Source organism: Nocardia sp. NPDC051052 (assembly GCF_044456045.1).
In the GTDB taxonomy this organism is placed as follows: domain Bacteria; phylum Actinomycetota; class Actinomycetes; order Mycobacteriales; family Mycobacteriaceae; genus Nocardia.
Map to the genome: position 1 here is coordinate 286,734 of NZ_JBITFL010000007.1, position 23,211 is coordinate 309,944.

General features: G+C 66.1%; 19 protein-coding genes and 1 tRNA gene. 9 read left to right on the forward strand and 11 right to left on the reverse strand.

Annotation, left to right across the window (positions count from 1 at the left end):
• Positions 1-753: 753 nt before the first annotated feature.
• From ACIBCN_RS25765 to ACIBCN_RS25775, 3 genes are all read right to left on the reverse strand, one after another.
• Complete coding sequence (locus ACIBCN_RS25765) at positions 754-1,020, reverse strand: hypothetical protein (RefSeq protein ID WP_396994214.1); 267 nt, start codon at positions 1,018-1,020, stop codon at positions 754-756.
• Between the two features lie 616 nt (positions 1,021-1,636).
• A tRNA-Leu gene (locus ACIBCN_RS25770) sits at positions 1,637-1,710 on the reverse strand.
• A gap of 140 nt (positions 1,711-1,850) precedes the next feature.
• On the reverse strand, positions 1,851-2,768 hold the full coding sequence (locus tag ACIBCN_RS25775; RefSeq protein WP_396994215.1) for a ribonuclease Z: 918 nt from the start codon (positions 2,766-2,768) through the stop codon (positions 1,851-1,853).
• A 933-nt stretch (positions 2,769-3,701) separates the two neighbouring features.
• Here ACIBCN_RS25775 and ACIBCN_RS25780 point away from each other — a divergent pair.
• The 8 genes from ACIBCN_RS25780 (at position 3,702) to ACIBCN_RS25815 (ending at position 13,375) form a co-directional block, all read left to right on the forward strand.
• The gene (locus tag ACIBCN_RS25780) at positions 3,702-4,805 is read left to right on the forward strand and encodes a cytochrome P450 (protein WP_396994216.1); all 1,104 of its coding nucleotides are present in this window, start codon (positions 3,702-3,704) and stop codon (positions 4,803-4,805) included.
• Positions 4,806-4,882: 77 nt separating this feature from the next.
• Complete coding sequence (locus ACIBCN_RS25785) at positions 4,883-6,241, forward strand: hypothetical protein (protein ID WP_396994217.1); 1,359 nt, start codon at positions 4,883-4,885, stop codon at positions 6,239-6,241.
• A gap of 22 nt (positions 6,242-6,263) precedes the next feature.
• Positions 6,264-8,102, forward strand: coding sequence for a RiPP maturation radical SAM C-methyltransferase (locus tag ACIBCN_RS25790; RefSeq protein ID WP_396994218.1), 1,839 nt, complete (start codon positions 6,264-6,266; stop codon positions 8,100-8,102).
• Between the two features lie 5 nt (positions 8,103-8,107).
• Positions 8,108-8,593: a DUF5825 family protein gene (locus ACIBCN_RS25795; protein ID WP_396994219.1), complete on the forward strand. Its 486-nt coding sequence runs from the start codon at positions 8,108-8,110 to the stop codon at positions 8,591-8,593.
• A 33-nt stretch (positions 8,594-8,626) separates the two neighbouring features.
• Complete coding sequence (locus ACIBCN_RS25800) at positions 8,627-9,415, forward strand: TauD/TfdA family dioxygenase (RefSeq protein WP_396994220.1); 789 nt, start codon at positions 8,627-8,629, stop codon at positions 9,413-9,415.
• Positions 9,405-10,766, forward strand: a complete 1,362-nt coding sequence (locus ACIBCN_RS25805; RefSeq protein ID WP_396994221.1) for a hypothetical protein — start codon at positions 9,405-9,407, stop codon at positions 10,764-10,766. Before ACIBCN_RS25800 ends, ACIBCN_RS25805 begins: the two co-directional genes overlap by 11 nt.
• On the forward strand, positions 10,756-12,159 hold the full coding sequence (locus ACIBCN_RS25810; RefSeq protein WP_396994222.1) for a pyridoxal phosphate-dependent decarboxylase family protein: 1,404 nt from the start codon (positions 10,756-10,758) through the stop codon (positions 12,157-12,159). The genes ACIBCN_RS25805 and ACIBCN_RS25810 overlap by 11 nt, the downstream gene beginning before the upstream one ends.
• Positions 12,160-12,175: 16 nt before the next feature.
• Complete coding sequence (locus ACIBCN_RS25815) at positions 12,176-13,375, forward strand: MFS transporter (protein WP_396994223.1); 1,200 nt, start codon at positions 12,176-12,178, stop codon at positions 13,373-13,375.
• Between the two features lie 43 nt (positions 13,376-13,418).
• Here the strand turns inward: ACIBCN_RS25815 and ACIBCN_RS25820 are convergent, their stop codons facing one another.
• Both ACIBCN_RS25820 and ACIBCN_RS25825 read right to left on the reverse strand, forming a co-directional pair.
• Complete coding sequence (locus ACIBCN_RS25820) at positions 13,419-14,918, reverse strand: amino acid permease (RefSeq protein WP_396994224.1); 1,500 nt, start codon at positions 14,916-14,918, stop codon at positions 13,419-13,421.
• 54 nt (positions 14,919-14,972) lie between these two features.
• A complete protein-coding gene (locus tag ACIBCN_RS25825; protein WP_396994225.1) occupies positions 14,973-16,439 on the reverse strand; it encodes a peptide MFS transporter in 1,467 nt (488 codons plus the stop codon).
• A gap of 205 nt (positions 16,440-16,644) precedes the next feature.
• Here ACIBCN_RS25825 and ACIBCN_RS25830 point away from each other — a divergent pair, with 205 nt between their 5' ends.
• Positions 16,645-17,100: an SRPBCC family protein gene (locus ACIBCN_RS25830; protein WP_396994226.1), complete on the forward strand. Its 456-nt coding sequence runs from the start codon at positions 16,645-16,647 to the stop codon at positions 17,098-17,100.
• A 4-nt stretch (positions 17,101-17,104) separates the two neighbouring features.
• Here ACIBCN_RS25830 and ACIBCN_RS25835 read toward each other — a convergent pair whose 3' ends face one another.
• The 6 genes from ACIBCN_RS25835 to ACIBCN_RS25860 all read right to left on the reverse strand — a co-directional run bounded on the left by ACIBCN_RS25835 (position 17,105) and on the right by ACIBCN_RS25860 (position 23,170).
• Entirely contained in the window at positions 17,105-18,052 is a 948-nt protein-coding gene (locus ACIBCN_RS25835) for an exopolyphosphatase (RefSeq protein ID WP_396994227.1), read from the reverse strand.
• A complete protein-coding gene (locus ACIBCN_RS25840; protein WP_396994228.1) occupies positions 18,049-18,579 on the reverse strand; it encodes a DUF501 domain-containing protein in 531 nt (176 codons plus the stop codon). The genes ACIBCN_RS25835 and ACIBCN_RS25840 overlap by 4 nt, the downstream gene beginning before the upstream one ends.
• Positions 18,576-19,244 (reverse strand): septum formation initiator family protein, encoded by a 669-nt coding sequence (locus ACIBCN_RS25845; protein WP_396994229.1) that lies wholly within the window; start codon positions 19,242-19,244, stop codon positions 18,576-18,578. Before ACIBCN_RS25845 ends, ACIBCN_RS25840 begins: the two co-directional genes overlap by 4 nt.
• 15 nt (positions 19,245-19,259) lie before the next feature.
• Positions 19,260-20,546, reverse strand: coding sequence for a phosphopyruvate hydratase (gene eno, locus ACIBCN_RS25850; RefSeq protein WP_396994230.1), 1,287 nt, complete (start codon positions 20,544-20,546; stop codon positions 19,260-19,262).
• Between the two features lie 112 nt (positions 20,547-20,658).
• A complete protein-coding gene (locus tag ACIBCN_RS25855) occupies positions 20,659-21,396 on the reverse strand; it encodes a lytic transglycosylase domain-containing protein (protein ID WP_396994231.1) in 738 nt (245 codons plus the stop codon).
• A 28-nt stretch (positions 21,397-21,424) separates the two neighbouring features.
• Entirely contained in the window at positions 21,425-23,170 is a 1,746-nt protein-coding gene (locus tag ACIBCN_RS25860; protein WP_396994232.1) for an ABC transporter ATP-binding protein, read from the reverse strand.
• Positions 23,171-23,211: the final 41 nt, after the last annotated feature.

The following is a 23,211-nucleotide window of genomic DNA, read 5'->3' on the forward strand; positions in this document are numbered from 1 at the left end:
TACAACCATCTACTACTTCAACTACACCCCAGCCGGAGGGGACGGCCGAACCTGACATCTTCCGGGCAGTTCATCTCTGCCTCGGCCACCGGACTTCCTACTCTCTGAACAACAGCGACACTACAACATCGCGCATCGGTTGTCTACAGTCGCGACTACAGATTTTTTGTGTCGCAGTCCCGGCCCTCGCACACCCCCGATCGTCTCGAGCCGGTGGCGTCGCTAGTCATCCGGACGGACGAGCGGGTTCCGAGGGGAGCTATGCGCAAGGCGCGAGGAGGCGTTCAGCCCGCACCGAAGCGGGCCCGGCAGCGTGCACGAGCTGACGACCGCCTCGATCTGGCGGATCTGCTACGAACTCGAACGCGAGGGGTGGATAGCCTTGGCGGACACGGGTTATCAGGGCGGCGACGGCCTGCTGACTCCGCACAACTACCAGACCGCGAAATCGCCGCCCGGAGCTGCTCGATGGTCGGAATCATCTGCGTGCGGCATTTGCAGAGTCCGTGCGGAATGCGCATAAGCGGTAACGATGACAAGGCCGAAACAGGGCTGCCATTCTTGCGCATGTTGGCATACATCACCGGCGTCAACTCAATTTTGCCAACTATCTGGGGGGCTCCCGTCAAGATTTTTGAGACAATCCTGACGGGAGCCGTATCCGTCTGCTCATTTATAGTTGAGCGTGCCCGCCTTCGCGAGATTCACATGAAGCGTCACGCGACTGGCACCCCCGCCCACATGATCGGCGTTTTACAGCCCCAGGCACTCTCTCCGGTAATCCGCGTTGGCGAGGTTTCCGATGCCCGTGATCGGGTTGATACCGAAGCGTGCAGCACATGCCATGCCGTGCTGAAAATCATTCCATTCCTGCTCGCCGACGCATCCCTGCTTAGTGCTGATCGTGTAGCAATCGTCGATCGGCTGCAGTGGGGACGCGGACGCCGGAGCTGAAAGCCCGACAGCAACTACCGACGCACAGGGGATAAACATGGCAGCGAGAAATTTCTTAGTTGTCATGCGCTTCACGAACTCCTTCGTAAGGAACGGCTGATGCTTGCTATTTCAGACAAGGCGTTGCCGCGGAGATTATGAGCAAAATGGTTCAGCGAGACATGTCCTGAACAGCTATCGTCCATCTCCCCACCCCCCATATCGTCTATCTCCCCGGATCGACGCCCCGACAGAACGTATCATCTGAAAAGCACGGTCCGCCAGACCATTGCAACTTTATTGGCAGTGCATGCGAGAACCGTGCGGAAATTGGCAGAACCTGAACGTGAAGTACCCGCAAATTTCGCGTTCGAGAGCCGATCGACACCTTCGAAGAGATCGCTTGCGCTGGCGATTTCATCGAGATCGGGCCGAGTCGGCGAGGAATTCCTCCTACTCGACCTCGACATCGCCGCTGCGTGTTCACAGCAGCTGTCGGCGGCCGTCGTCCGACACATCGACTGCAGTCCGCAGAGTCGTGGCCTGGATCAGGACCGATCCGTTCACCCAACGACTGCCAGACCCTTCCAGCCGACTACACCGACGGAATCGCCCAGGTCACGGCCGCTCTGTCGCCGGTCCCGATCGAACCTACGGGAGACAGTGCGGAACCCCCGGTCACGCGCAGTGTGCTGCTAGACAGTGCCCCCAGTCGGACTCGAACCGACACTCGATGGATTTTAAGTCCACTGCCTCTGCCAATTGGGCTATGGGGGCGTCCGGGACAGCGTACCGAGTCGTACGGGTGTACCGGAATTCCGACTGTTCAAGCTGTGCAACGTGTCGGCATCCTCCTGGAAAATGTCGGGCAGTTGACCAAAAGGGTGGTGGTGCAGAGGATGTTCGGGGGGTGGATGTTATCGCCTGGGCGGCAGCGGGATTCGGGCGAGGTCGGTGGCTACGTGGATGGTGCCGGTGAAGTGTTGCCTGGCTTCGGCGAGGTGGTCGGACAGGTCGCGGTAGCGCTGGGAAAAGTGCGTGAGAACTAGCGTGCGTGCGCGCGCGTCGGCGGCGACGCGGGCCGCTTGGCCCGCGGTGAGGTGGCCGTACTCGGCCGCGAGGTGCGCGTCGGCGTCGAGGAAAGTGGCCTCGATGACGAGCATGTCGGCGTCGGCGGCGAGTTCGCGGACGCCGTCGCAGAGGCGGGTGTCCATCACGAAGGCGAAGCTCTGGCCGGGGCGAGGCGCGCTGACCTCGTCGAGAGTGACGGTGCGGCCGGATATTTCGATGTGACCCTGCTGTTGTAGCCGGGTGATGACCGGACCGCTCAGTCCGTAGGCACGCAGGCGGTCTGGCAGTATGCGGCGGCCGGGTGGTTCGGTGAGCCGGTACCCGAAGGTGTCGACGGGGTGCGAGAGCCGCACCGCCGAGACGGCGAACGGCGCGCCGGGGAAGTCCACCGGGCCCGCCCGATCAATAGGGCGAGGGCGCAATTCGGCCCGGCGGTAGTACGAGGTGGCATTGACGAGCCGGTCGTAATATTCGGCACCCGAGGCGGGGAAGCACACATCGACCGGATGCGGCACCTGGTCGAGATTGATTCGCTGGACCACACCGGCCAGCCCGAGGCTGTGGTCCCCGTGGAAGTGGGTGATCGCGATCCGCGTGATGTCGGTCGCCGAAACCCCGGCGTAGGTCATCTGGCGCTGCGTCCCCTCCCCCGGATCGAACAGCACCCCCTCGTCCTCCCACCGCAGCAGATACCCATTGTGATTGCGCTGCTTGGTCGGCACCTGGCTGGCAGTCCCGAGGACGACGAGTTCCCGCTGCGACACGTTCGCCACGCTACCCCGCGCGCCCTGCCGCAAAGTACCTGCAAAGTTCGGATTCTCGCTGGATGCCGGCGCACGGAAGAACGCGGGAGGTTTGCCGGTGCGCAGCGTGGGCGCCTCGGGTCGATCTCCGGCCCCGTCGGTTATTCGTTATGAATTGCTCATCCAGCGATGCCGTGGCCCTCATGCAGCATTGCCACTGAAATGACAAGTCACCAAATGTCACCCAATAGTGTGCCGACTCTTTGCTACCCGTCTTCGCGCACGGTACTGCGCCTCGGCGCCCGCGGATCGATGTAAATAGTTAGCGAACTGAATACGTGTCGGAAAATAAATCCAACGCGTTCAAATTGCTTGACAAGTAGTGCCAGAGGTTACATAGTGGAGCTAACATCTACCCGATCAATCAGATCCAATTCAGCGTGCTCATCAGCCCAATGGTCGGGCGCGTGACCAGCACTGTGCAGCGGTGACCAGATCGACCGGATGATTCGATAGTTCGATAAGCAAGGGGGCGCGTTGCAGTACATGACTACGGTGCCGATCGCGGCGGGGTGGCCGAATTAATCACGCACTTAAACGGCATCATATCGATGTATGAGGAAGACTGCAGTACCGCAAAAATCGTGCCGCCGAAGCGCGCGAGCTGCGGGTCGTAGCTGACCTCGAGTAACAGCATATTATGCTGAAAATATCCCAGCGCCACCAATTCTTTCGAATACCTGACGGTCGCGCCATAATGGCGCGCGAGATTGGATCTCAAAGGAGGTGAATGGCGTGGAATACGGTCACTGAATTAGTTTTGCTAGCGCCACCCGACTGCACCGTGTTGTCGGGTGGCACCAGCCAACGCAGAGGCATACGAACGGGGGACATTTGAAATTCGAGCCGTTGTCACCGAAATGGCTGGACGACCCATACGTATTGTATTCCCAGATGCGTGACAGTGCGCCGGTAATCCTCGACGAGAATCTCGACGCGTACCTGCTGACCCGCCATGCCGAATGTGTCGAGGTACTTCGAAACGCAGCCGATTTCGCCACCGATCCGAGTCGGCTCGGCAAGGAGTTTCCGGCCATCAGGAAGAGTATTCAGCTGATAGATCCGCCGGAAAGCACGGGGCTGCGGAAGGCGATCGCGGCATCGGTCCATGCCGGGCTGTCCGCAATGGCTGCCACCGTCGGCAGCCTGACCGACATCGTTGTTCAGACACTTTCCGGTTCGACTCGCGCCGACCGGCCGGTCGATCTCATCAAGGAGTTCTCCAGGCCGTTGTCCCTGCGGGTGATATGCGCCGTGCTCGGCGTCCGGCAACCGGATCCGGCGTGGTTCGCCGAGGTCAGCGACCGCCTCATCTGCGGAATGGACTACGGGTTCCGGCCCGAGGCACTGGAACCCAGCCTCGCCGCCAGACGCGAACTGTCCGAACTCACCGACTCATGGCTGGACAAGTACCAGGATTCCGCGTTCTTCAGCACCCTGCTCGGGAGTGTCGCGGCCTATCCGCACGACGTCCTCGCGAATACGGTGCGGGTGGTTCTGCACGCCGGATACTCTTCCATCAGCGGACTCGTCGAGAATCTCCTCCTCCATCTGCTGGTCGAACGCGACACATTCGAAAAACACCGGGAACGGCTACTGGCCGCCAAGAGCGCGCGCGCCGCCGCGGTCGATGAGGTCATCCGGTACGACAGCCCGGTGCAGGTGACAAAGCGGCTCGCCACCCGAGACCTGGAATTAGCCGGTATCGAGGTGCCGCGCGGCGCGACCGTACTCGCACTGGTCGGGGCAGCCAACCGGGACCCGGCAATCTTCGCTGACCCGGACCGTTTGAACTTGACACGGACACCGAACCCGCACCTCGGCTTCGGTCGCGGCCCGCACACATGTCTGGGCGCCAACCTCTCCATAGAGCTGGGTGCCGTTGTGCTCGAGACGTTCCTGACGGAGCATCCGCACGCGACGTTAGCCACCCGCCCGGTCCGCCGGGAGACCGCCAGTATCCGGGGCATCGCCAGCTTGCCGGTTCGGTTGGGGTGACAACGTGATGTGTTGGGAGTCCGGCGCTATGACCGATCCGCCGCAGCGGCTTACGAGCGCGGCACCGGGTCGTGGCTATGTCTACTGAGACCGTCCAACCGGCCGCCACCCAACCCAGCACGGGTACCGGCAGCGACCACGTCACCTACTGTCGCGCGGTACGTACCCGCTTCCCACTCGGCCGGGAGGGGCGGCACGGCCTGCCAACCTTCCGGCGCGCGGTCGTCATCGTTGCCTCCTCGCGAGGCGGCAGCAGCCTGCTGTACGAACTGCTGCGCTCCACCGGAGCCTTCCTCAGCCTGGGCGGCGAGCACAGCGTGCTGTACAAGCTGCACGGGCTCGGATTACCGGATAGTGCTGACGTCCACGACGGTTCGATCACCGACGGCGCCGACCTCGCCGGCTTCCACGCCGACCTCGCAGCGAATGTTACGACCGGACCCGAGCCGAACCTGATCCACTCTGGGGACTGGGATCCCGCAACACTTGCGGACCGATTCGTACGGGTGCTCGCCCAGCAGTGGCCGCACTGCCCGATGTCCGTCGAGACCACATGGGAGATCGTGTACGACGCGATCGCACGGCGGCTGCGGCAGGGGGCCGTGAGCCGATCCCAGCTGCTGATGACGACCGTGCACGCGCTACGGATGACCGGTTGGCCGATCGACCCCTGGTATTTCGACACGGACCCGATGATCGTCGCCGCCGCGTTTCGCAGACTGACGCCGCCCGCGGGCCCACCCCCAGGACTCGCCCAGACCGTGGAAGCGCCGCCCTTCCTGGTGCCGAGCCTCGCCGCGCTACCCGGCCCGGACGATCTGGAGCGCCCGCTGCTGCTCAAGGCATCCATGGATGCCTACCGGCTCGCCGCGTTGCCGCACTTGCTCCCCGGGTCCGAACTGACCGTCATCCACCTGGTCCGCAATCCGGCGGCCGCGGTGAACGGCCTGATCGACGGCTGGCTCGACCGAGGTTTCTTCTCCTACAACCTGATTGAGCGTGCCGAGCTGCGCATACCCGGCTATTCACGAGCAGCAGGCTGGTCCACGAAGTGGTGGAACTTCGACCTGCCGCCCGGCTGGCGGGATCTGGTCGACCGGCCGCTGCCCTGGGTATGCGCGAAACAGTGGAGTGCCGCGCACACGCACATCCTGGACGCGATCGAAGCTACCGCACTGCCTGCGCTGCGCGTGCGGGCCGAGGACATCATGGGCGAGGCCACGCGGCAGACGACCATCGACGCGATCCTTCGGCAGTGCCACCTGCGGGCCCGGCAACCGGCGCGGTCGGGGGTAATGATGGCGAGCCAGCGACCGGAGCCGGGCCGGTGGCGCAGGCGCCATGCCGTGCTCGCGCCGATTATCGCCAGCAGCGAGGTCGAAGCCTGCGCGCTGCGCCTGGGATACGACCCAGCGGCCAGCAACGGGTGGAGATAACGGACCACGAGAGGAGACAGCTGTGAAGGTACTACTGGTCTCGATGCCCTGGAATCTGCTGGAGACTCCGTCGCTGCCGGTGGCTACGCTGCGGGTCGTCGCCGCCCAGCGGTGTCGCGGCACGCACGAGGTCGGCGATGTCTATCTCAATCTGGCGTGGGCCGAGTATTTGCGCAGCGCCACAGACGGTCGCATCGGCGTACCCGAATACGATTACGTGGCCAACGTCGGGGTCTGGCACGGCATGGGTGACTGGATCTTCACACCCGCCCTCTACCGCACGCCCGACTGGCGGCGCGACCGCTACGAGGCGTATTTGAAACGGCGCGGGGTGCACCCGGGCGCGTCGTTGGAGATGGCCGAGCACACCAGGGCGTTCATCGAACTACACGCCCAGCGGATCGCCGAGGAAGCGCCGGACCTGGTTGGCTTCAGCAGTACCTTCCAGCAGAACATACCGTCGCTGGCATTGGCCAAGGAGCTCAAGCGACTCCGGCCGCAAACGACCGTCATCATCGGCGGCGGAAATTGCGACATGCCGATGGGGCCGGCCATTCACCGTAACTATCCGTTCATCGACTACGTGATGAGCGGCGAAGCGGAACAATCCTTCGTGGATTTCCTCGACCACCTCGACGGTGAGCTGCCCATGAGTGAAGTGCGCGGGCTGTCCTGGCGCGCTTCGAACGGCACCACCGTCACCAACCCACCCGCACCGTCGCCCGCTATGCATACGGTGCCGGCGCCCGACTACACCGAATGGTTCGCCGCGCTGAACGCCAGCCCGTTACGCGACACGGTCCGGCCCCGACTCGTGTACGAGGCGGCCCGAGGTTGCTGGTGGGGCGAGAAGCACACCTGTACGTTCTGCGGACTCAACGGGCTCACCATGAAATTCCGTTCCCGGCCTGCCGAGCAGGTCCTGACCCACCTGCACGATCTGGTCGACAGACACCGGGTGCTGGACATCGTGGCCGTCGACAACATCCTCGACATGGAATACCTGCGCACGCTCCTGCCGCGCCTTGCCGAGCTGAATTGGGACCTGCACTTCTACTACGAGGTGAAGGCAAACCTGCGCGAGGACGACATCCGGCTACTACGCCGTGCCGGGCTGGTACATATTCAGCCCGGCATCGAGAACCTCAGCTCCCGAGTGCTGTCCATTATGGAAAAGGGTGTGCACGCCACCCAGAACGTCAAGCTGCTGCGCGACTGCGAAGACCATGACGTGACGGTCGATTGGAACTATCTCTACGGCTTTCCGGGGGAAACCGAGGACGACTACGCCGTTGTCCTACGCCAGCTTCCGGCACTGGCCCACCTCCAGCCGCCGGGAGGCAGCGTGCGGATCCTGCTCGAGCGATACAGCCCGTACTTCCAGCGCCCTGAGCTGGGATTCCAGGAACGTCGTCCAGCCGCCCTGTACGACCACGTATACGACCTGGATCGCGAGCAACTCGAGGACATCGCGTACCAGTTCGACGCGACGCAGTGCGGCATCGGCACCGACTACGAGCGCACAGTCCGGACCGCGATCGCTTCGTGGCAACAGGTGTACCGAGCGAGCAGCCTGGTGGCACGGGAACTGCCGGACCGCACAGTGATCATCGAGGACCGCCGAACAGGTTGGCCTGCGCGCGATCTGAAGATCGAAGCGGGGCCGGCGACGGAGCTGTTCCGGCACCTGCGCACGCCGCACACCCTCGCGGGCGCCGCCCGCGCGACCGGGCTTACCCAGCAGATAGCCGGTGGCCTCGTCGACGAGTGGGAGCGCCAGGGCCTGGTGTTCCACGAGGGGGGCCGAGTCGTGTCGCTGCCTACTCAACGCCCGAGCATCAAGTCCGTGACCGATCGGTAGGCCACATGCTCCCAGCACAAACAACACCCGGCACCCTGGTCCACGTCGATGTGAACCACACCGACGAGTTCCTCACCTTCGTAAGAGCTTTGCGCGACATGACCGCACGGGGTGAGTCCGTACGGTGGACCTGCGACGCGGCGCCGGCCATGCTGGCCCAGCTGTACCACCTGGCGCCGCCGTTGTACCTCGAGTCCGGACTTCAGCCGACGGCATGGCGCGCACAGCACCGGCACTGCCAGTTCTATTACCGGCGCGGACCCGGGTTCGTGGTCATCTACGACGGACGTTCAGGCAGCGACATCGAGACCGTCCTGGACGATCCGGACCAACTCGCGCTCTTCGAACGGTTGCACCGTCCTGGAGTCGTGCCACCCGGGACGGCCACGTCGGCGCTACGCGCGGCCGGGGTGCTGTTCGAACTCGGCGGCAAAGCGGTCACCCTGCCGTACCGCCTTGCCCGCCTCACACTGCCGACCGAATTGCTGTGATGCGACATGACAACATCGAGGCGGCACCGACCGATGAGTAGTTCCGGCGTGGCAAACACCCTGACCTTCAGAGTCGGACCGGCTGCCCTGGCCGCGGAAATGACCGACATGATCGGCGCGTACGGATACGCCTACGTCGACGGTGTTCCGAACGACTTCGACCACCTGTCGCTGCTGTCACTCATCGGCATCCCGGTGCCGCAGTATCAAGGTGAACTCGTCCGGGACATCAAGCCGGATCCGGTGATGCAGGAGTTCGAAGTCTCCGCGCTGAACATGAAGCCACTGGTTCCGCACACCGAGCTCTTCGAGTTCACCGGCTTGCCGCCGCGATACATCGCGCTCTGGGCGGTCGTTCCAGCACAGGGACCGGGTGGGGAGACGACCCTCACCGATGGGTACGAGCTGCTGCGGACCTTCACGCCGGAGGAGCAGGCGGCACTGGAGGCGCGTGAGTTCGAATGGCGGTCACCGGCGAGCCTGACGGCCGAGGGGGTGCACACGGCCGCGTACCACCCGATCGCTGAGCGCACGCCGTGGGGAACCCTACTGCGCTACTCCGGCCGGGAGATGCGCTGTCGAGGGCTTGGCGGCGAGTACGTTGATGACCCGCTCTTGACCGAATACCGGGACCGCGGGCTCCGCTTCTTCGAACAGGCCTGCCACGCCGTCAAGATCGCCCGAGACGCGCTGCTGGTGTGGGACAACTGGCGAATGTACCACTCCCGCAACGGTTTCTCCGATCCTCGCAGACACCTGCGCCGGGTCATGCTCGACCAATTCGGAGCCGGCGACGCCAATGAGCTTTCTCGTGCCGGCTGACCCGGCGCCGCCCCCGGCGACCACCGACCACGAGGCTGACTTCAATCACTGGCTGAAGGACCATCGGGCAGACGCACAGCACTACTTCAACATCGACCCGTCCCGCCCCGGAGCCGCACTGGCGGAGATGGCCGAGTTGGGTGTGCCACTCGACACCTGGCCGTTCGTCCTGACTCCGCAGTTTCTCTCCCGCGGCACCCTCGCTGCCTTGCAAACAGGCCTGACCGCGATCTTCGATGGGATCGACACCGTGCTTCGGGAGAAGTTCCAACACGATCCAGGCCGGATCTCCGAAGCCCTCCGGCTGCCACGGCGGGATCTGCACGGCATCGCCTCGGGTCGGGACTGGGCGCGCATCGCGCGACCCGACGTGGTCTTCGACAGCTCGGGCAGCCCCTGGTTCGTGGAGCTCAACGCTGGGACACCACTGGGCGGTTTGGCGATGGGCGCTGTGCTCGCGCGGATGTATGGGGCATGGCCCGCGGCCGCGGCGTATCTGCGCCGCGCGGGCGCGTCCCATGTCGATACCGTGCAGGCACTGGCCGAGCATCTGGCCGAGGTCGACCGTCTGGACCGGTCGTGTCTGATGGTCATCGCTTACTGGGGACACGAGGACGACAACATGCCGCCGCACTCGTACCGCGGCCTCGTCAGCGCTCTGGGCCGGTTCGGCATCACCGCCGTGGCCGCAGCAGTCGAGGACCTCGACCTCGAAGGCGAGCACATCAGATATGACGGGAGGCGAGTCGATGCCATCTACCGCTTCTTCGATGAGAGCGACGGCACCGCGGGTGTCAAAGACGATCTCTGGCGGCAGCTGATGGAGCATGTGTGCCGTGATTCGGTCTCGCTGATCGGCAAGCAAGGTGGAGATGTCTTCCTGGACAAGGGCATGCTGGCGATCCTCTCCGAGGCGGCGGGGTCTGATCGCCTCGCGCCCTCGGCGGCTGAACGAATCAACGCCGCGCTGCCGTGGACCAGAATGCTCGACGAGGTTGCCGATACGATCGTCCGGCAGCGAACCACGTCCGTGTTGAAGCCGGCCGACGGCTGCTGCGGCGAAGGTTTGGTCTTCGGCCCGGTCACCGAGCAGCGCGCCTGGGAGCGGGCCATCGAGGACGCCGTTGCGGGAGAGGGACGCTGGGTGGTGCAGCGGGTGGTGCCACCACCGATGGCGCACCTGGCCAGTCCCGGCCCGGATAGTGTGGCGTTTTCCGAATACTCAACGCAGACTGGAGTCTTCGCCATCGGCCGGAGGTTCGCCGGGGCAATCCGGCGGTGTAATCCGTCCCTCGGTCTGAACGTGACCCCGTCTCTCGGAGCGGCCCAGGGAAGTGTCCATGTCCTCTGAGAAGTGGTCGGCCGACGCCCCTGCGCGGCCGGATTTTCCGCTGGAACTGCACACCTACGCTGCGGATTTCGTCCAGTTGATGCTCGAGCTGGTGCGGCAGCGAATGGCGAACGGGCCTCGGCCGCTGGGAAGTCCAGGCCTCCAGTCGGAGTTGGCGACAGCGCTGGACGGCGTGATCGGCTCAACCGGACGTGACCCACGGGACGTGCTGCGAATCTACCAAGAGGTACTGGAGCCGACCTTCGTCGCGATGGACAATCCGACGTTTCTCGCGTTCTTCCAAGGAGCGCCGAGTCAGGCCGCCACGCTCTTCGACATGGTGGTCTCCAGTGTGGCGCTGCGTGGCGTCACCTGGCTCGGCGCGTCGGGCGCGGTGGCCGCGGAAAACCAGGTGCTGAGCCTGCTGGCCGCGCGCGCGGGACTGCCGGAGACCGCAGGGGGATGCTTCCTCAGCGGTGGTTCGGTGGCCAATCTGTCCGCACTGGTGGTAGCCCGGGACACCGCTCGGCGGCGATTCGGGCTGGATGATTCCCAGCAAGTGGGTATCGCCGTCAGTGACCAGGCGCATCCCTCTGTGCTGCATGCCATTCAGATAATCGGCGCCCGACCGATCATCGTCAGCACGCCGAGCCATCGGCTGACGGCCGCCGGACTGCAGGCCGCGCTGCGGGAGTGCGTGGTTCCACCGGCGGCCGTCGTCGCGACTGCCGGAACCCCCAACGCCGGGCTGGTCGATGACCTGACCGGGATCGCGAACATCACGTCCCGGTCGGGTATCTGGTTCCATGTCGACGCGGCATACGGCGGCGGAGCAGCGCTCTTCGATCCCGATTCCCGAGCGCTGTTCGCCGGGATCGAGCAGGCGGACTCGTTGGTCGTAGATCCGCACAAGTGGCTGTTCAGTCCCTATGACTGCAGCGCGCTGATATACCGTCGGCCGGAGTCGGCCCGCGCCGTGCACACCCAGCGGGCCGCCTACTTCGACGTGATCCACGAAGCCGAGCACCTGGAGTGGAATCCGAGTGACTTCGCCTACCACAGCACGCGGCGACCTCGCGGGCTTCCGTTGTGGTTCGCACTCGCGGTGTATGGGACCGACGCCTTTCAGGCTGCCGTGCAGACCAGTCTGCGAACCGCCGAAGAACTTGCGTCACTTGTGGACTCGACGCCGTACCTGGAGCTGGTGCTGCCGCCGGAGCTGTCCGTCGTGTTGGTCCGCCGCAGGGGTTGGCGAAAGCAGGACTATCAGGCCTGGTCGGAAGGCCTGCTGGAGCGCCAGGAAGGCTTTGTCGCGCCGACGACCTGGGGGGCGGAAACGGTCGCGAGACTCGCCATCTTGAATCCGCGAACGACCATCGCCATGCTCGAGAAAATCCTCGCGAGTATGGCTTGACCCGACGGAGACGCTGATGAGCTTTCTACCGGCCCGCCAGGACTTCCGGCGGTTCTGGCTCGCTCGGGTCATGTCCTTCGCGGGCGACCAGATCGCCCAGGTGGCGTTGGTCGTCATGGCCGCGCCGGAGGGGCCGCTGGCCACCAGCATGGTCCTGCTCGCACTGTCGCTGCCCCGCCTCATCGGTCCGTTCGCCGGGGCATTGGCCGATATGTACTCCGCGAAGAAGATCATGGTGCTGACCGACCTCGGTCAAGCGGTGCTGTTCCTTACGGTGGCGCTGATCCCGTTCCACCTCGCGGTGAACATTCCGATCATCGCCCTGGCGACTCTGCTGAACACGCTGTTCCTGCCTGCCGGTCGGCGCTCCATTCCCGCGATGGTCGCGAGTGCGGAATTGCCGAAAGCCTTCGCGGCGATGGCGATTTGCTTCAACGCCGGCTTCGCGGCGGGTCCACTGCTCGGCGGCGCGCTGCTCGCCGTTGTCGACGCACGCGCGGTCGTGCTGGTCGACGCGTTGACTTTCCTCGCTTCTATTGCGCTCATAGTCCGCCTCGACCTCCCGAAAACGCCGCGGGCCGAAGAGCATCGGGTCGGATACGGACGCACCTTGCTGGTCGGCTTCCGCGAACTACTCAGTAACCGGGCACTCGGCTCGGTGGCGCTCGGACTGTTCTCGGTGGTCTCGTTCGCCTCGATGACCACAGCGTCCTTGGTATTCCTCGCGCGAGATGATCTGCACGGACCCACTTGGTCCTACGGCGCCCTCATCGGGGTCTACGGCGTAGGCATGCTACTCGGCCCGGCAATCTTCCTCGGCCGTGCCCGGATTCGAAACCCACTGCGGATATGGCGTATCGGGGAAGGATTGTTCGGGGTGGGCGCGGTGACCCTCGGCGTGGCTCCATGGTTGGGCACCGCCTTCGTGTCTCAGGCGGTGGCGGGCACCGGCAACGGGATCGGCAATGTCGCGACCGACCTCGTCGTCCAGTCCGCCACCCCTGAGCACATGCTCGGCACGGTCAGCGGCGTCACCATGTCGATTCCGTTCGCGGCGAGTTCCCTTGCCTACCTTGTCGCCATCCCGCTCATCGACGCCCTCGGCCCCCGGTGGGTGACCGTGATATCCGGGGCCGGCGTGTTGTTGGTCGTCATAGTGATACACGCGCTGACCGTCGACTCGAGACCTGTCGAGGCGCTCGACGAGACGGCCTGAACGGAAGCGAGCCGGTTCGGCAGGCATGGCACTTCGTGGTGGGCTACTCCACGAGAGTGTTGCGCAACACCGAGTGGCGACGGCTGTAGGCGAAGTAGATGATGAAGCCGAGCGCCATCCAGACGATGAACCGAATCCAGGTCTCCACCGACAGATTCAGCATCAGCCAGAAGCAGGCGAGCACACCGAGGATCGGGACAACGGGCACCAGCGGAACCCGGAATCCGCGCGGCAGGTCGGGACGGGTGCGGCGCAGAATGAGCACGCCGACCGAGACCAGCACGAACGCGAACAGCGTGCCGATGTTGACCATTTCCTCGAGCGTGCCGAAGTCGACGAAACCGGCGAGCACCGCGCAGACCACGCCGACGATCGCGGTGATCCGCACCGGCGTGCCGAACTTGCTGGTGTGCGCCAGCTTCCGCGGCATCAGCCCGTCGCGCGACATGGCGAACAGCACGCGGGTCTGCCCGAGGAACATCACCATCACCACCGTGGTGAGTCCGGCGAGCGCGCCGACCGAGATGATGTTCTTCACCCAGGTATCGCCGTGAATCGCGAAAGCCGTTGCGAGCGTGGCATTGTCACCGGACAGCTCGGTGTAGGGCACCATGCCGGTGAGCACCAGCGTCACCGCCACATACAGGATGGTGACGATCAGCAGCGAGCCGAGGATGCCGCGCGGCACCGCCTTCTGCGGGTTCTTGGTCTCCTCGGCGGTGGTCGCGACCACGTCGAAGCCGATGAACGCGAAGAACACCAGGCTGGCCGCGGCGAGCAGCCCGTACCAGCCGAAGCTGGTGTGCCCGGCGCCGGTCAGGAAGGAGAACAGCGACTGCCGCAGCCCGTCGCCCGCTTCGCTCGGCTGCGACGGCGGAATGTAGGGCGTCAGGTTCTCCGACTTGAAGTAGGTGATGCCGACGATCAGCACCAGCGCGATCACGGCCAGCTTGATGGCGACCGCCACCGCCGACACCCGCGAGGACACCTTGGTTCCGGTGGCCAGCAGCACGGCGAGGACCGCGATCAGCAACACCGCGCCCCAGTCGAAGGACACCGAGCCGATGTGCACGATCGGCGTCGTGCCTATCACCTCGCCGAGGTACTGCGACCAGCCCTTGGCCACCACCGAGGTGGCCAGCGCGAATTCCAGGATCAGGTCCCAGCCGATGATCCACGCGACGAGCTCACCGAAAGTGGCGTAGGAGAACGTGTACGCGCTGCCCGCCACCGGAACCGTGGACGCGAACTCGGCGTAGCAGAGCGCGGTCAGCCCGCAGGCGATCGCGGCGAAGACGAACGCGAGCGAGACCGACGGTCCGGCCACGTTGCCCGCCGTGCGTGCGGTGAGCGTGAAGATGCCTGCGCCGATCACCACCGCGACGCCGAAGACCGTGAGGTCCCAGGCGGTCAGGTCCTTGCGGAGTTTCGAGTCCGGCTCGTCGGTGTCCTTGATCGATTGCTCGACGGATTTGGTGCGGAACAACCCGCCCCACCGAGCCGGGTCCAGTCCTGTCGCGTCGTCCGGCTTGCGGATCGCCACACCTTCTCCTCTACCTCTGATCGTGCTGTCGAGCTGTCTATGGCCGAGGACGCGCTAATGCACGCCCTCCATGTACTTGCTGATCCGTGGTGCGATGGCGGCCACGACCAGTCCGGCGCAGACCGCGACGGCGCCGGTGATACCGAAGTAGGCGATTTCGTGGTCTTGGTCATAGAACCGGGCCAAAGTACCCGACATCGACGTGCCGATGCCAACCGAGAAAAAGTACAGCGCCATCATCTGTGCCCGGAAAGCTTCCGGTGCGAGCTGGGTGGTGACCGCAAGACCGATGGGCGAGAGCAGCAGTTCCGAGATCGCGAACCCGGCCATGACGGCGACGATGAGCAGGATCGGCACCTGCTGCCCGCTGATGAACGACAGCGGCACGAACAGCATGAACGCCAGTCCCATGCCGATCACGCCGAGCGCGAACTTGCGTGGCGTGCTCGGCGCGCGCGAGCCGAGCTTGGTCCACATGATGGCGAACAGCGGTGACAGCGTGATGATCCAGACCGGCTCGACCGAACTGATCCAGTTCGACGGCGCGGTCCAGCCGAACAGGCGCCAGTCGATCCGGTTGTCGGAGTAGCCCGTGAGCACCGTGAAGATCTGCTGGAACAGCGACCAGAACACCGCGTTGGCGATGAACAGCGGGATGAACGCGCGCACCCGGCTTCGTTCGATCGGTGTCACCTTGGCGCTGGTCAGCATGACGACGAAGTAGACGGCCGCCGCGACGGCAATGACGCCGGTGGTCACGTCGGGCAGATTGTCCAGCGTCACCAAGCCGGTCAGGAAGGCGGCGGCAACCACCACCGCGGCAACACAGAGCAGGCCGACTACCGGGCCGATCGCGGTGCGCGGCAACGGGTTCGGCACCTCGCGGCCGTGCGTGCCGAGGTTGCGCCGGAACACGGCGTACTGGATGAGTCCGAGTGCCATGCCGATCGCGGCGGCGCCGAACGCGTAGTGGAAGCCGAGGTGGTCGTGCAGCAGGCCGGTGAGCAGCGGGCCGCTGAACGCGCCGAGGTTGATGCCGAGGTAGAAGAGGGTGAAGCCGCCGTCGGCGCGCGCGTCGCCCTTCTCGTACAGCGTGCCGAGCAGTGACGACGCGTTCGCCTTGAGCGCGCCGCTGCCGAGCGCGACCAGCACCAGGCCGGCCCCGACACCGACGAGGCCGGGCAGCACGGCCAGCGCGATATGCCCGGCCACCACCACCACGCCGCCGTAGAACACCGTCCGTTCCATGCCGAGCAGCCGGTCGGCGATCCAGCCGCCGAGCACTGTGGACAGATAGACCAGGCCACCGTAGGCGCCGACGATGCCGAACGCGGTGCTCTGGTCCAGCCCGAGCCCGCCGTCGGTCGCCGAGTAGTACAGGTAGTACCCGAGGATGCTGACCATTCCGTAGTACGAGAACCGTTCCCACAGCTCTACTCCGAAAAGGTTGGTCAATCCGATGGGGTGACCGAAGATGGTCCGTCCGGCAATCGGTGAATCAGCCGTTTTTACTTCCGACATCCTCAGACCTTCCCATGTTTGCGACGATTCTTCGGCATCAACGCCCAAATCTCGAAGATCATCGCAGCGTCGCGCACGGTAGCGGATCGTGCCAGACTGCCTATCGGAGCGTTTCTTCAGGCCCTCGATGGGCACCCGGGGAAGGGCACGCCACAGCGCTGCCCCGGCCACGACAGTCCGGCACGACGACGAAAGTGACGCACGGATGGATCCGGTAGAAATCACGGTGCCCGCCTCGGTCGAGGACACGTTCGCGGTGCTGGCCGACGGCTGGCTGTACCCGCTCTGGGTGGTCGGCGCGTCGCACATCCGCGATGTCGACGCCGGCTGGCCCGCGGTCGGCACCCGCATCCATCACAGCGTCGGACCGTGGCCGCTGAACCTGTCCGACACCACCAAGGTCCGCGAGGTGGACGCGCCGCGGATGATCGAGCTGGAGGCGCGGCTGTGGCCGGTCGGCTCGGCGTGGATCCGGTTGGAGCTGACCGAGATCACCCCCGACCGCACCCGGATCAGCATGTTCGAACGCGCGATCAGCGGGCCGGCCGCACTGGTGCCCGACCTGGTTCAGAAACAGGTGCTCGCGCCGCGCAACAAGGAATCACTGTCCCGGCTGGCCGATCTGGTCACCGGCCGGGCGCGCGAAGGCAAGTCCGAGTAGCGCGTCAGGCGATGGAGAGCGCGATACCGTCGAGGATGTCGTGCTCGGAGACGACGAGCTCGGAAATGCCCGCGCGACGGGACAATTCGTCGGCGAGGACCTCGGCGATGATGGCACCGCCGCCGATCACGTCGACCCGGCCGGGGTGCATCGGGCCAAGGGCGGCGCGCTCGTCGTGCGTCATGCCGATCAGCCGATCGCACACGGCCCGAAGCTGTTTCAGCGGGAGGCGGGTGAGATGGATCTTCCCCGAATCGTATTCGGGCAGATCGAGGGCGACGGCGGCCAGCGTGGTCATGGTGCCCGCGACGCCGACCCAGGTGTGCGCACCGTCGACGGGCACCCGGGCGAAGGCTTCGGCCAGCCGTTCGGTGGCGAATTCCCGTGCCGCGCCAACCTGTTCGGCGGTCGGCGGGTCGCCGGGCAGGCAGCGTTCGGTGATCCGGACACAGCCGATGTCGGCGGAGAACGCGGCCTGCACGCCCTCGCTGTCACCGAAGACCAACTCGGTCGAACCACCGCCGAGGTCGACCACCACGAAAGGCCCTGCCTCGCTGGACAGTTCGCCGACCGCACCGGTGAAGGACAGCCGCGCCTCCTCGTCACCGGTGATCACCTCGGCCTCCGCGCCGGGTACCACGGTGCCGAGTTCGGCGCGGGCCATGGCGAAGAAATCCTCGCGGTTGGACGCGTCGCGGGTGGCGGAGGTGGCCGTCATGCGCACCCGGGTGACCCCGGTCTCGCGCATCAGCGCCACGTAATCGGCCAGCGCGACCCTGGTGCGTTCGATCGCGTCGGGTGCCAGCGAGCCGGTCGCGTCGACCCCCTTGCCGAGCCGCACGATCCGCATCTCGCGGTGCACATCGGCCAGCGTGCCGTCCGCGAGCACGTCGGCGATCAATAGCCGGAGGGAGTTGGTCCCGCAATCGACGGCGGCTACCCGATTACTCATGCCTGTGCTCCGCTTTCCTGGACGACGACCCGCTCGTACTTCGGCCAGTCGGCCGGAATCGCGGTGCCGCGCAACCCATTGTCGGCGGCCAGCGCCACCGCCTCGTCGCCGAACGGATTCACGCCGGGGCCCTTGGCCAGCGCGTGCGCGATCAGCACGTGCAGGCACTTCACCCGCTCCGGCATCCCGCCGCCGGTGAAATCGGTACCGAGGGACTCGATCTCGTCGCGCTCGGCCAGGTAGCTCTGGTGTGCGGCGAGGTAGGCGGCGGCCAATTCCTGGTCGCTGCCGAGCCGTTCGGTCATCTCGCGCATCACGCCCGCGGATTCCTGCCTGCTCGCCTCGGCGGTGAGCCGCGGGTCGGTCAGGTAGTACAGGGTGGGGAACGGGGTGCCGTCAGGCAGGCGCGGCGCGGTTTTCACGACGGCCGGGATCCCGTCCGGGGTGCGATAGGCGACGGCGAGCACGCCGCGCGGTTCGCGGCCGAGCTGCTTGGCGATGATCGCGAGATCCTGGTCGTTCGTCACCTGGGTCCTTCCGGTCCTGGTGGCGGCGCGACGGGCGGTGCTGGTGGTGCTGCCTTGTCGGCCGCGGGGGCGGGTTGTGGTTCGGAAATGCTGCGCCACAGCTCGGTGTACCAGGGGTCGGGCTCCCGGGACCTGGTCACCGCGGTCGGCGGGGCGGCAGCCTCGATGCCGGGCACCTGCACGATGTAGGGGGTCTCGCCGGGCAGCACCAGCCGCAGCCGCTCGCGCGCCTCGGATCGGATGTAGGCCGGATCCTGTTGCTGCGCACGGCGATCGCGCAGCCGCTGCAGATCGGACTCCAGCTCCGTGCGCTGCTGGGCCAGCTGCGCGGCCTCGGCCCGCTGGGTGAAGTAGGTGCGCATCGGCACGGCCAGGGTGAGCGCCAGCGCGCACACCACGATGGCGAGGATCACCGCCTTGCCGGTGGACAGGCCGAGGATCGTGCGGTCGTGCTTGTCCGCGCCGTGGCCGGTGCTGCGCAGGCCGACCTGCTGCGGCGCGGCCTTCTTGTCGTCGGATCGCCTGCGCGCAGTGCGTTTTACCGCCGCGGGCCTGGCGGCCGTCTCCGTGTCGGAGCCTGCCTTGGGACGCGAGCTGGCGGAACGCGACGTGCGGCGGTCCCCACGCCCGGCTGGACTGGTTCCACGCGCACGTCGCTCCGTCATAGCGTCCCTTGTTTACTAACCCTCGAATGCGAAGCGCGGGAACGCGACATCACCCGCGTACCGCGCGGAGTCACCGAGCGCGTCCTCGATGCGCAGCAGCTGGTTGTACTTGGCAACCCGCTCGCTGCGCGCGGGCGCACCGGTCTTGATCTGGCCGCTGCCCACCGCGACCGCGAGGTCGGCGATGGTGGTGTCCTCGGTCTCGCCGGAACGGTGGCTCATCATCGTCTTGTAGCCGTTGCGGTGCGCGAGCTCCACGGCGTCCAAAGTCTCGGTGAGCGTGCCGATCTGGTTGACCTTCACCAGCAGCGCGTTCGCCGCGCCCTTGGCGATGCCCTCTTCCAGGCGCTCGGGGTTGGTGACGAACAGGTCGTCGCCGACGATCTGGATCTTCTCGCCGATCTCGTCGGTGAGCGCGACCCAGCCGTCCCAGTCGTCCTCCGACAGCGGGTCCTCGAGCGAGACCAGCGGGTAGGAGGCGAGCAGTTCGGCGTAGAACTGGGTCATCTCGGCGGCGCTGCGGACGCTGCCCTCGAACTTGTAGCCGCTACCGGTCGTGTAGAACTCGGTGGCCGCGACGTCCATCGCCAGCGCGACATCGCTGCCGAGCTTCAGGCCGGTCTTGCCGATCGCGGCGCTGATCAGGTCGAGCGCCTCCCTGGTGCCCGCCACGTCGGGGGCGAAGCCGCCCTCGTCGCCGAGGCCGGTGGACAGGCCCTTGGCCTTCAGCTCCGCCTTCAGCGCGTGGTACACCTCGGCACCCCAGCGCAGCGCTTCCTTGAAGGTGGGCGCGCCGATCGGGGCGACCATGAATTCCTGGACGTCCACGCTGGTGTCGGCGTGCGCGCCACCGTTGAGGATGTTCATCATCGGCACCGGAAGCACGTGCGCGTTCGGGCCACCGAGGTAGCGGAACAGCTCGAGGCCGGAGGACTCGGCGGCGGCGCGAGCCACCGCGAGCGAGACACCGAGCAGGGCGTTCGCGCCGAGGCGGGACTTGTCCGGGGTGCCGTCCAGGTCGAGCAGTACCTGGTCGACGGTGCGCTGCTCGACCGCGTCCAGGCCGATGACGGCCGGCGCGATCTCGTCGAGCACTCCCTCGACGGCCTTCTGTACGCCCTTGCCGCCGTAGCGCTCGCCGCCGTCACGCAGCTCGACGGCTTCATGCTCGCCGGTACTCGCGCCGGAGGGCACAGCGGCCCGGGTCAGGGTGCCGTCGTCGAGGGCGATCTCGACCTCGACAGTGGGGTTTCCGCGAGAATCCAGGATCTCGCGAGCTCCGACCTGTTCGATGATGGCCACGAAAACGACACTCCTTAGGCTGCGGGCACGGTGGGTATTACGGAAATTGCCGTGCGCTGCGAGCCTAGCGTCCGCTGAGCTGGGCGGGTAACCGGCACTCCGGTGGCCGAGGTCATACCCGGCGGCCGACGCTGTATGCCGCGGCGCGGTCGCGCACGGTCAGCAGGTAACTGGTGGATTGGTTGTAGGTGAGCAGCGCCTTCTGCCAACCTTGTTCGGAGGTCAGGTCGCCGCCGCTGGCGCACAGGTACCGGGCCGCCGTGAGGGCCGCGTCGTCGATGTTCTGCGGGTCGGCCACGCCGTCACCGTTCGCGTCGACGCCCCAGCGCTTCCAGGTTTCCGGGATGAACTGCAGCGGGCCGATCGCACGATCGAACTCCGGATCGCCGTCCATCGCACCACCGTCGGTGTCCCTGACCAGGGCGACGCCCGGCGCACCGTTGAGCGGGATGCCGATGATCGGCGGACGCACCGTGCCGTCCTCGTCGATCCGCGAGCCGCCGTGCGAGCCGTGCTTGCTCTCCACGCTGGCGATGCCCGCGATGGTCGTCCAGGCGATGCCGCAGTCCGGCTTGGACCTGGCGAGTACCGCAGCCGCGTAGCCGTAAGCCTCCAACGCGACCGGCGGAATGGCCATGCGGTCCGCCTGTTCTTCGGCCCAGCCGCGCAACTGCACCGCTGTGCGACCCGGACCGTCCAGGTCGAAGAGCGGCAGGGCGGTACCCGGGCCGGGCGGGATGCCCTCGGGAATCGGCGGAAGATCGCGATCGATCCCACAACCGGCGAGCGCGAGGGTCACCATGACGGCGGCCACAGCGCCGGTCTTCTTTAGGAGCACTCCACCTATCATCCAGGTTCGGCGGACTACCTCGGAAAACTCAGCCGAGCAGCTCGCGGGTCGCGGGGTGCGCCGGAGCCGCGAGTATGGCGCGCGTCTCACCGGATTCGACGATTCGGCCGTGGTCGAGAACGACCATGCGCGGGCAATGCGCCGCGACCAGGGCCATATCGTGGCTGATCACCAGCAGGGCCATGGCGCGGTCGGCCTTGATGCGATCCAGCAGAGCCATGATCGATGCGGCGGTCGCGTGATCCAGTGCGGAAGTGATCTCATCACAGATGAGCACCGCGGGTTCGGCGGCGAGTGCGCGGGCCAGGGCGACTCGTTGCCGTTGTCCGCCGGAGAGTTCGTGGGGGTAGCGCGACGCCAACTCGGGGCCGAGTTCGACGGAGGCGAGTAGGTCGCTGACCCGTTGGGCCAGTCGGCGTCTCGGGACGCCCCCGATGCGGCGGAGTGGTCGGCCGAGGGTCTGCGCGACGGTCCGCCGCGGGTTGAGTGCGGATCGCGGATTCTGGGTTACCAGCTGAATGCCATTGCCGCCGTCCGCGGTTCGCCGGCGGCCGGTAACGGGAATCGGCGCGCCGTGCAGCTCGAGGGAGCCGACTGCGGTGCGGTGCAGCCCCGCGATCACTCGAGCCAGGGTCGTCTTGCCCGCACCGGAAACGCCGACGACGGCGAGTGCTGCGGACGAGGCCAGTTCGAGGTCTATTCCGGCCAGGACCTCGCGGTGATCGATCGAGGCACCGATGCCTTTGGCGCGCAGCAGGAGTGGGGTGGGAGCCGGAGTCGACGAGGTGTCTGCGAGCGGATCGGCGGGCCCCGGTAGCGAGCCGTCACCAACCCGCGTCGCGTCCTGGGCGCTGGGCGCAATATCCGCTGGCGATTCATGTTCCGCTGAACGGTCGATCGTGGGCTCGACATGCTCGTTGCCGATATACAGATGCTTGTGGGCATCCACTCTGGGAGGCGTCATCGCAAGCCCGGTGCCGAGCTCGATCACGTTGTCGGCGACGGCATGCACAGTTGCGGTGTCGTGGCCGGACAGCAGGATCGCGGTGGCGCGTTCGGCGGCGATCTCTGTCAGCAGGCGAGCGATATCGGTGCGCAAGGCGCCGTGCAGACCGGCGAGAGGTTCGTCGAGGATCAGCACGCCGGTCCGGCGGATCAGGGCTCGGGCCAAGGCGACTCGGCGTTGCTGGCCACCCGAGAGCTCGCCGGATCTGCGGCGCAGGTGTTCGGCGGAGAGGCCGACCAGTTCGAGGGTCTCGACGATGGTGTCACGAGAGGCGTGTCCGGCGACCTCGTGCAGCAGTCCGTGCACGCGCATCAGCGGGTTGAGAGCCGACGCCGGGTCTTGCCCCACGTACGCGACATGGGTGCGCCGGAATCGCTGCCGGGCAGCGGGATCGAGCGTGAACACGTCGTGGCCCGCGACCGAGACCGAGCCGCTGCACCGGGCAGCGCCGGTCGGCAGCTGCCCGAGTAGCGCTCGCATCAGCGTTGTCTTGCCCGACCCGGAAGGTCCGGTGAGCGCGGTGATCTCTCCTGCCGCGATCTGGAAGCTGGTGGGCCCGAACAACTCCAGCCCCGTCGAGCCGCGCACCGACAATTCGTCGACCACCACCGGCACGCTTGCGGGCTGTCCGGCGCCACCAGCACCGAGCCTCGCCGCTCGATCGTCCACACCGTTCGACGGCTCATCACCGACGCGCCGTGGGACCCCCGCCGTGTCCAAGGTGTCGAGGTCGATTCGTGCATCGACCTCGAGAGCAGGATCGCTCACCGCAACTCCCCCGTCGTCCGACACACGCGAAGCCCGGTTGC

Excerpts from the sequence above, each read along its gene's own strand:
- ACIBCN_RS25825 (WP_396994225.1), bottom strand. The coding sequence starts at position 16,439 with ATGTCGGAAGTAAAAACGGCTGATTCACCGATTGCCGGACGGACCATC.
- ACIBCN_RS25830 (WP_396994226.1), top strand. The coding sequence starts at position 16,645 with ATGGATCCGGTAGAAATCACGGTGCCCGCCTCGGTCGAGGACACGTTC.
- ACIBCN_RS25800 (WP_396994220.1), top strand. The coding sequence starts at position 8,627 with ATGAGTAGTTCCGGCGTGGCAAACACCCTGACCTTCAGAGTCGGACCG.
- ACIBCN_RS25780 (WP_396994216.1), top strand. The coding sequence starts at position 3,702 with ATGCGTGACAGTGCGCCGGTAATCCTCGACGAGAATCTCGACGCGTAC.
- ACIBCN_RS25785 (WP_396994217.1), top strand. The coding sequence starts at position 4,883 with ATGTCTACTGAGACCGTCCAACCGGCCGCCACCCAACCCAGCACGGGT.
- ACIBCN_RS25835 (WP_396994227.1), bottom strand. The coding sequence starts at position 18,052 with ATGAGTAATCGGGTAGCCGCCGTCGATTGCGGGACCAACTCCCTCCGG.
- ACIBCN_RS25765 (WP_396994214.1), bottom strand. The coding sequence starts at position 1,020 with ATGACAACTAAGAAATTTCTCGCTGCCATGTTTATCCCCTGTGCGTCG.
- ACIBCN_RS25795 (WP_396994219.1), top strand. The coding sequence starts at position 8,108 with ATGCTCCCAGCACAAACAACACCCGGCACCCTGGTCCACGTCGATGTG.
- ACIBCN_RS25815 (WP_396994223.1), top strand. The coding sequence starts at position 12,176 with ATGAGCTTTCTACCGGCCCGCCAGGACTTCCGGCGGTTCTGGCTCGCT.
- ACIBCN_RS25845 (WP_396994229.1), bottom strand. The coding sequence starts at position 19,244 with ATGACGGAGCGACGTGCGCGTGGAACCAGTCCAGCCGGGCGTGGGGAC.
- ACIBCN_RS25855 (WP_396994231.1), bottom strand. The coding sequence starts at position 21,396 with ATGATAGGTGGAGTGCTCCTAAAGAAGACCGGCGCTGTGGCCGCCGTC.
- ACIBCN_RS25810 (WP_396994222.1), top strand. The coding sequence starts at position 10,756 with ATGTCCTCTGAGAAGTGGTCGGCCGACGCCCCTGCGCGGCCGGATTTT.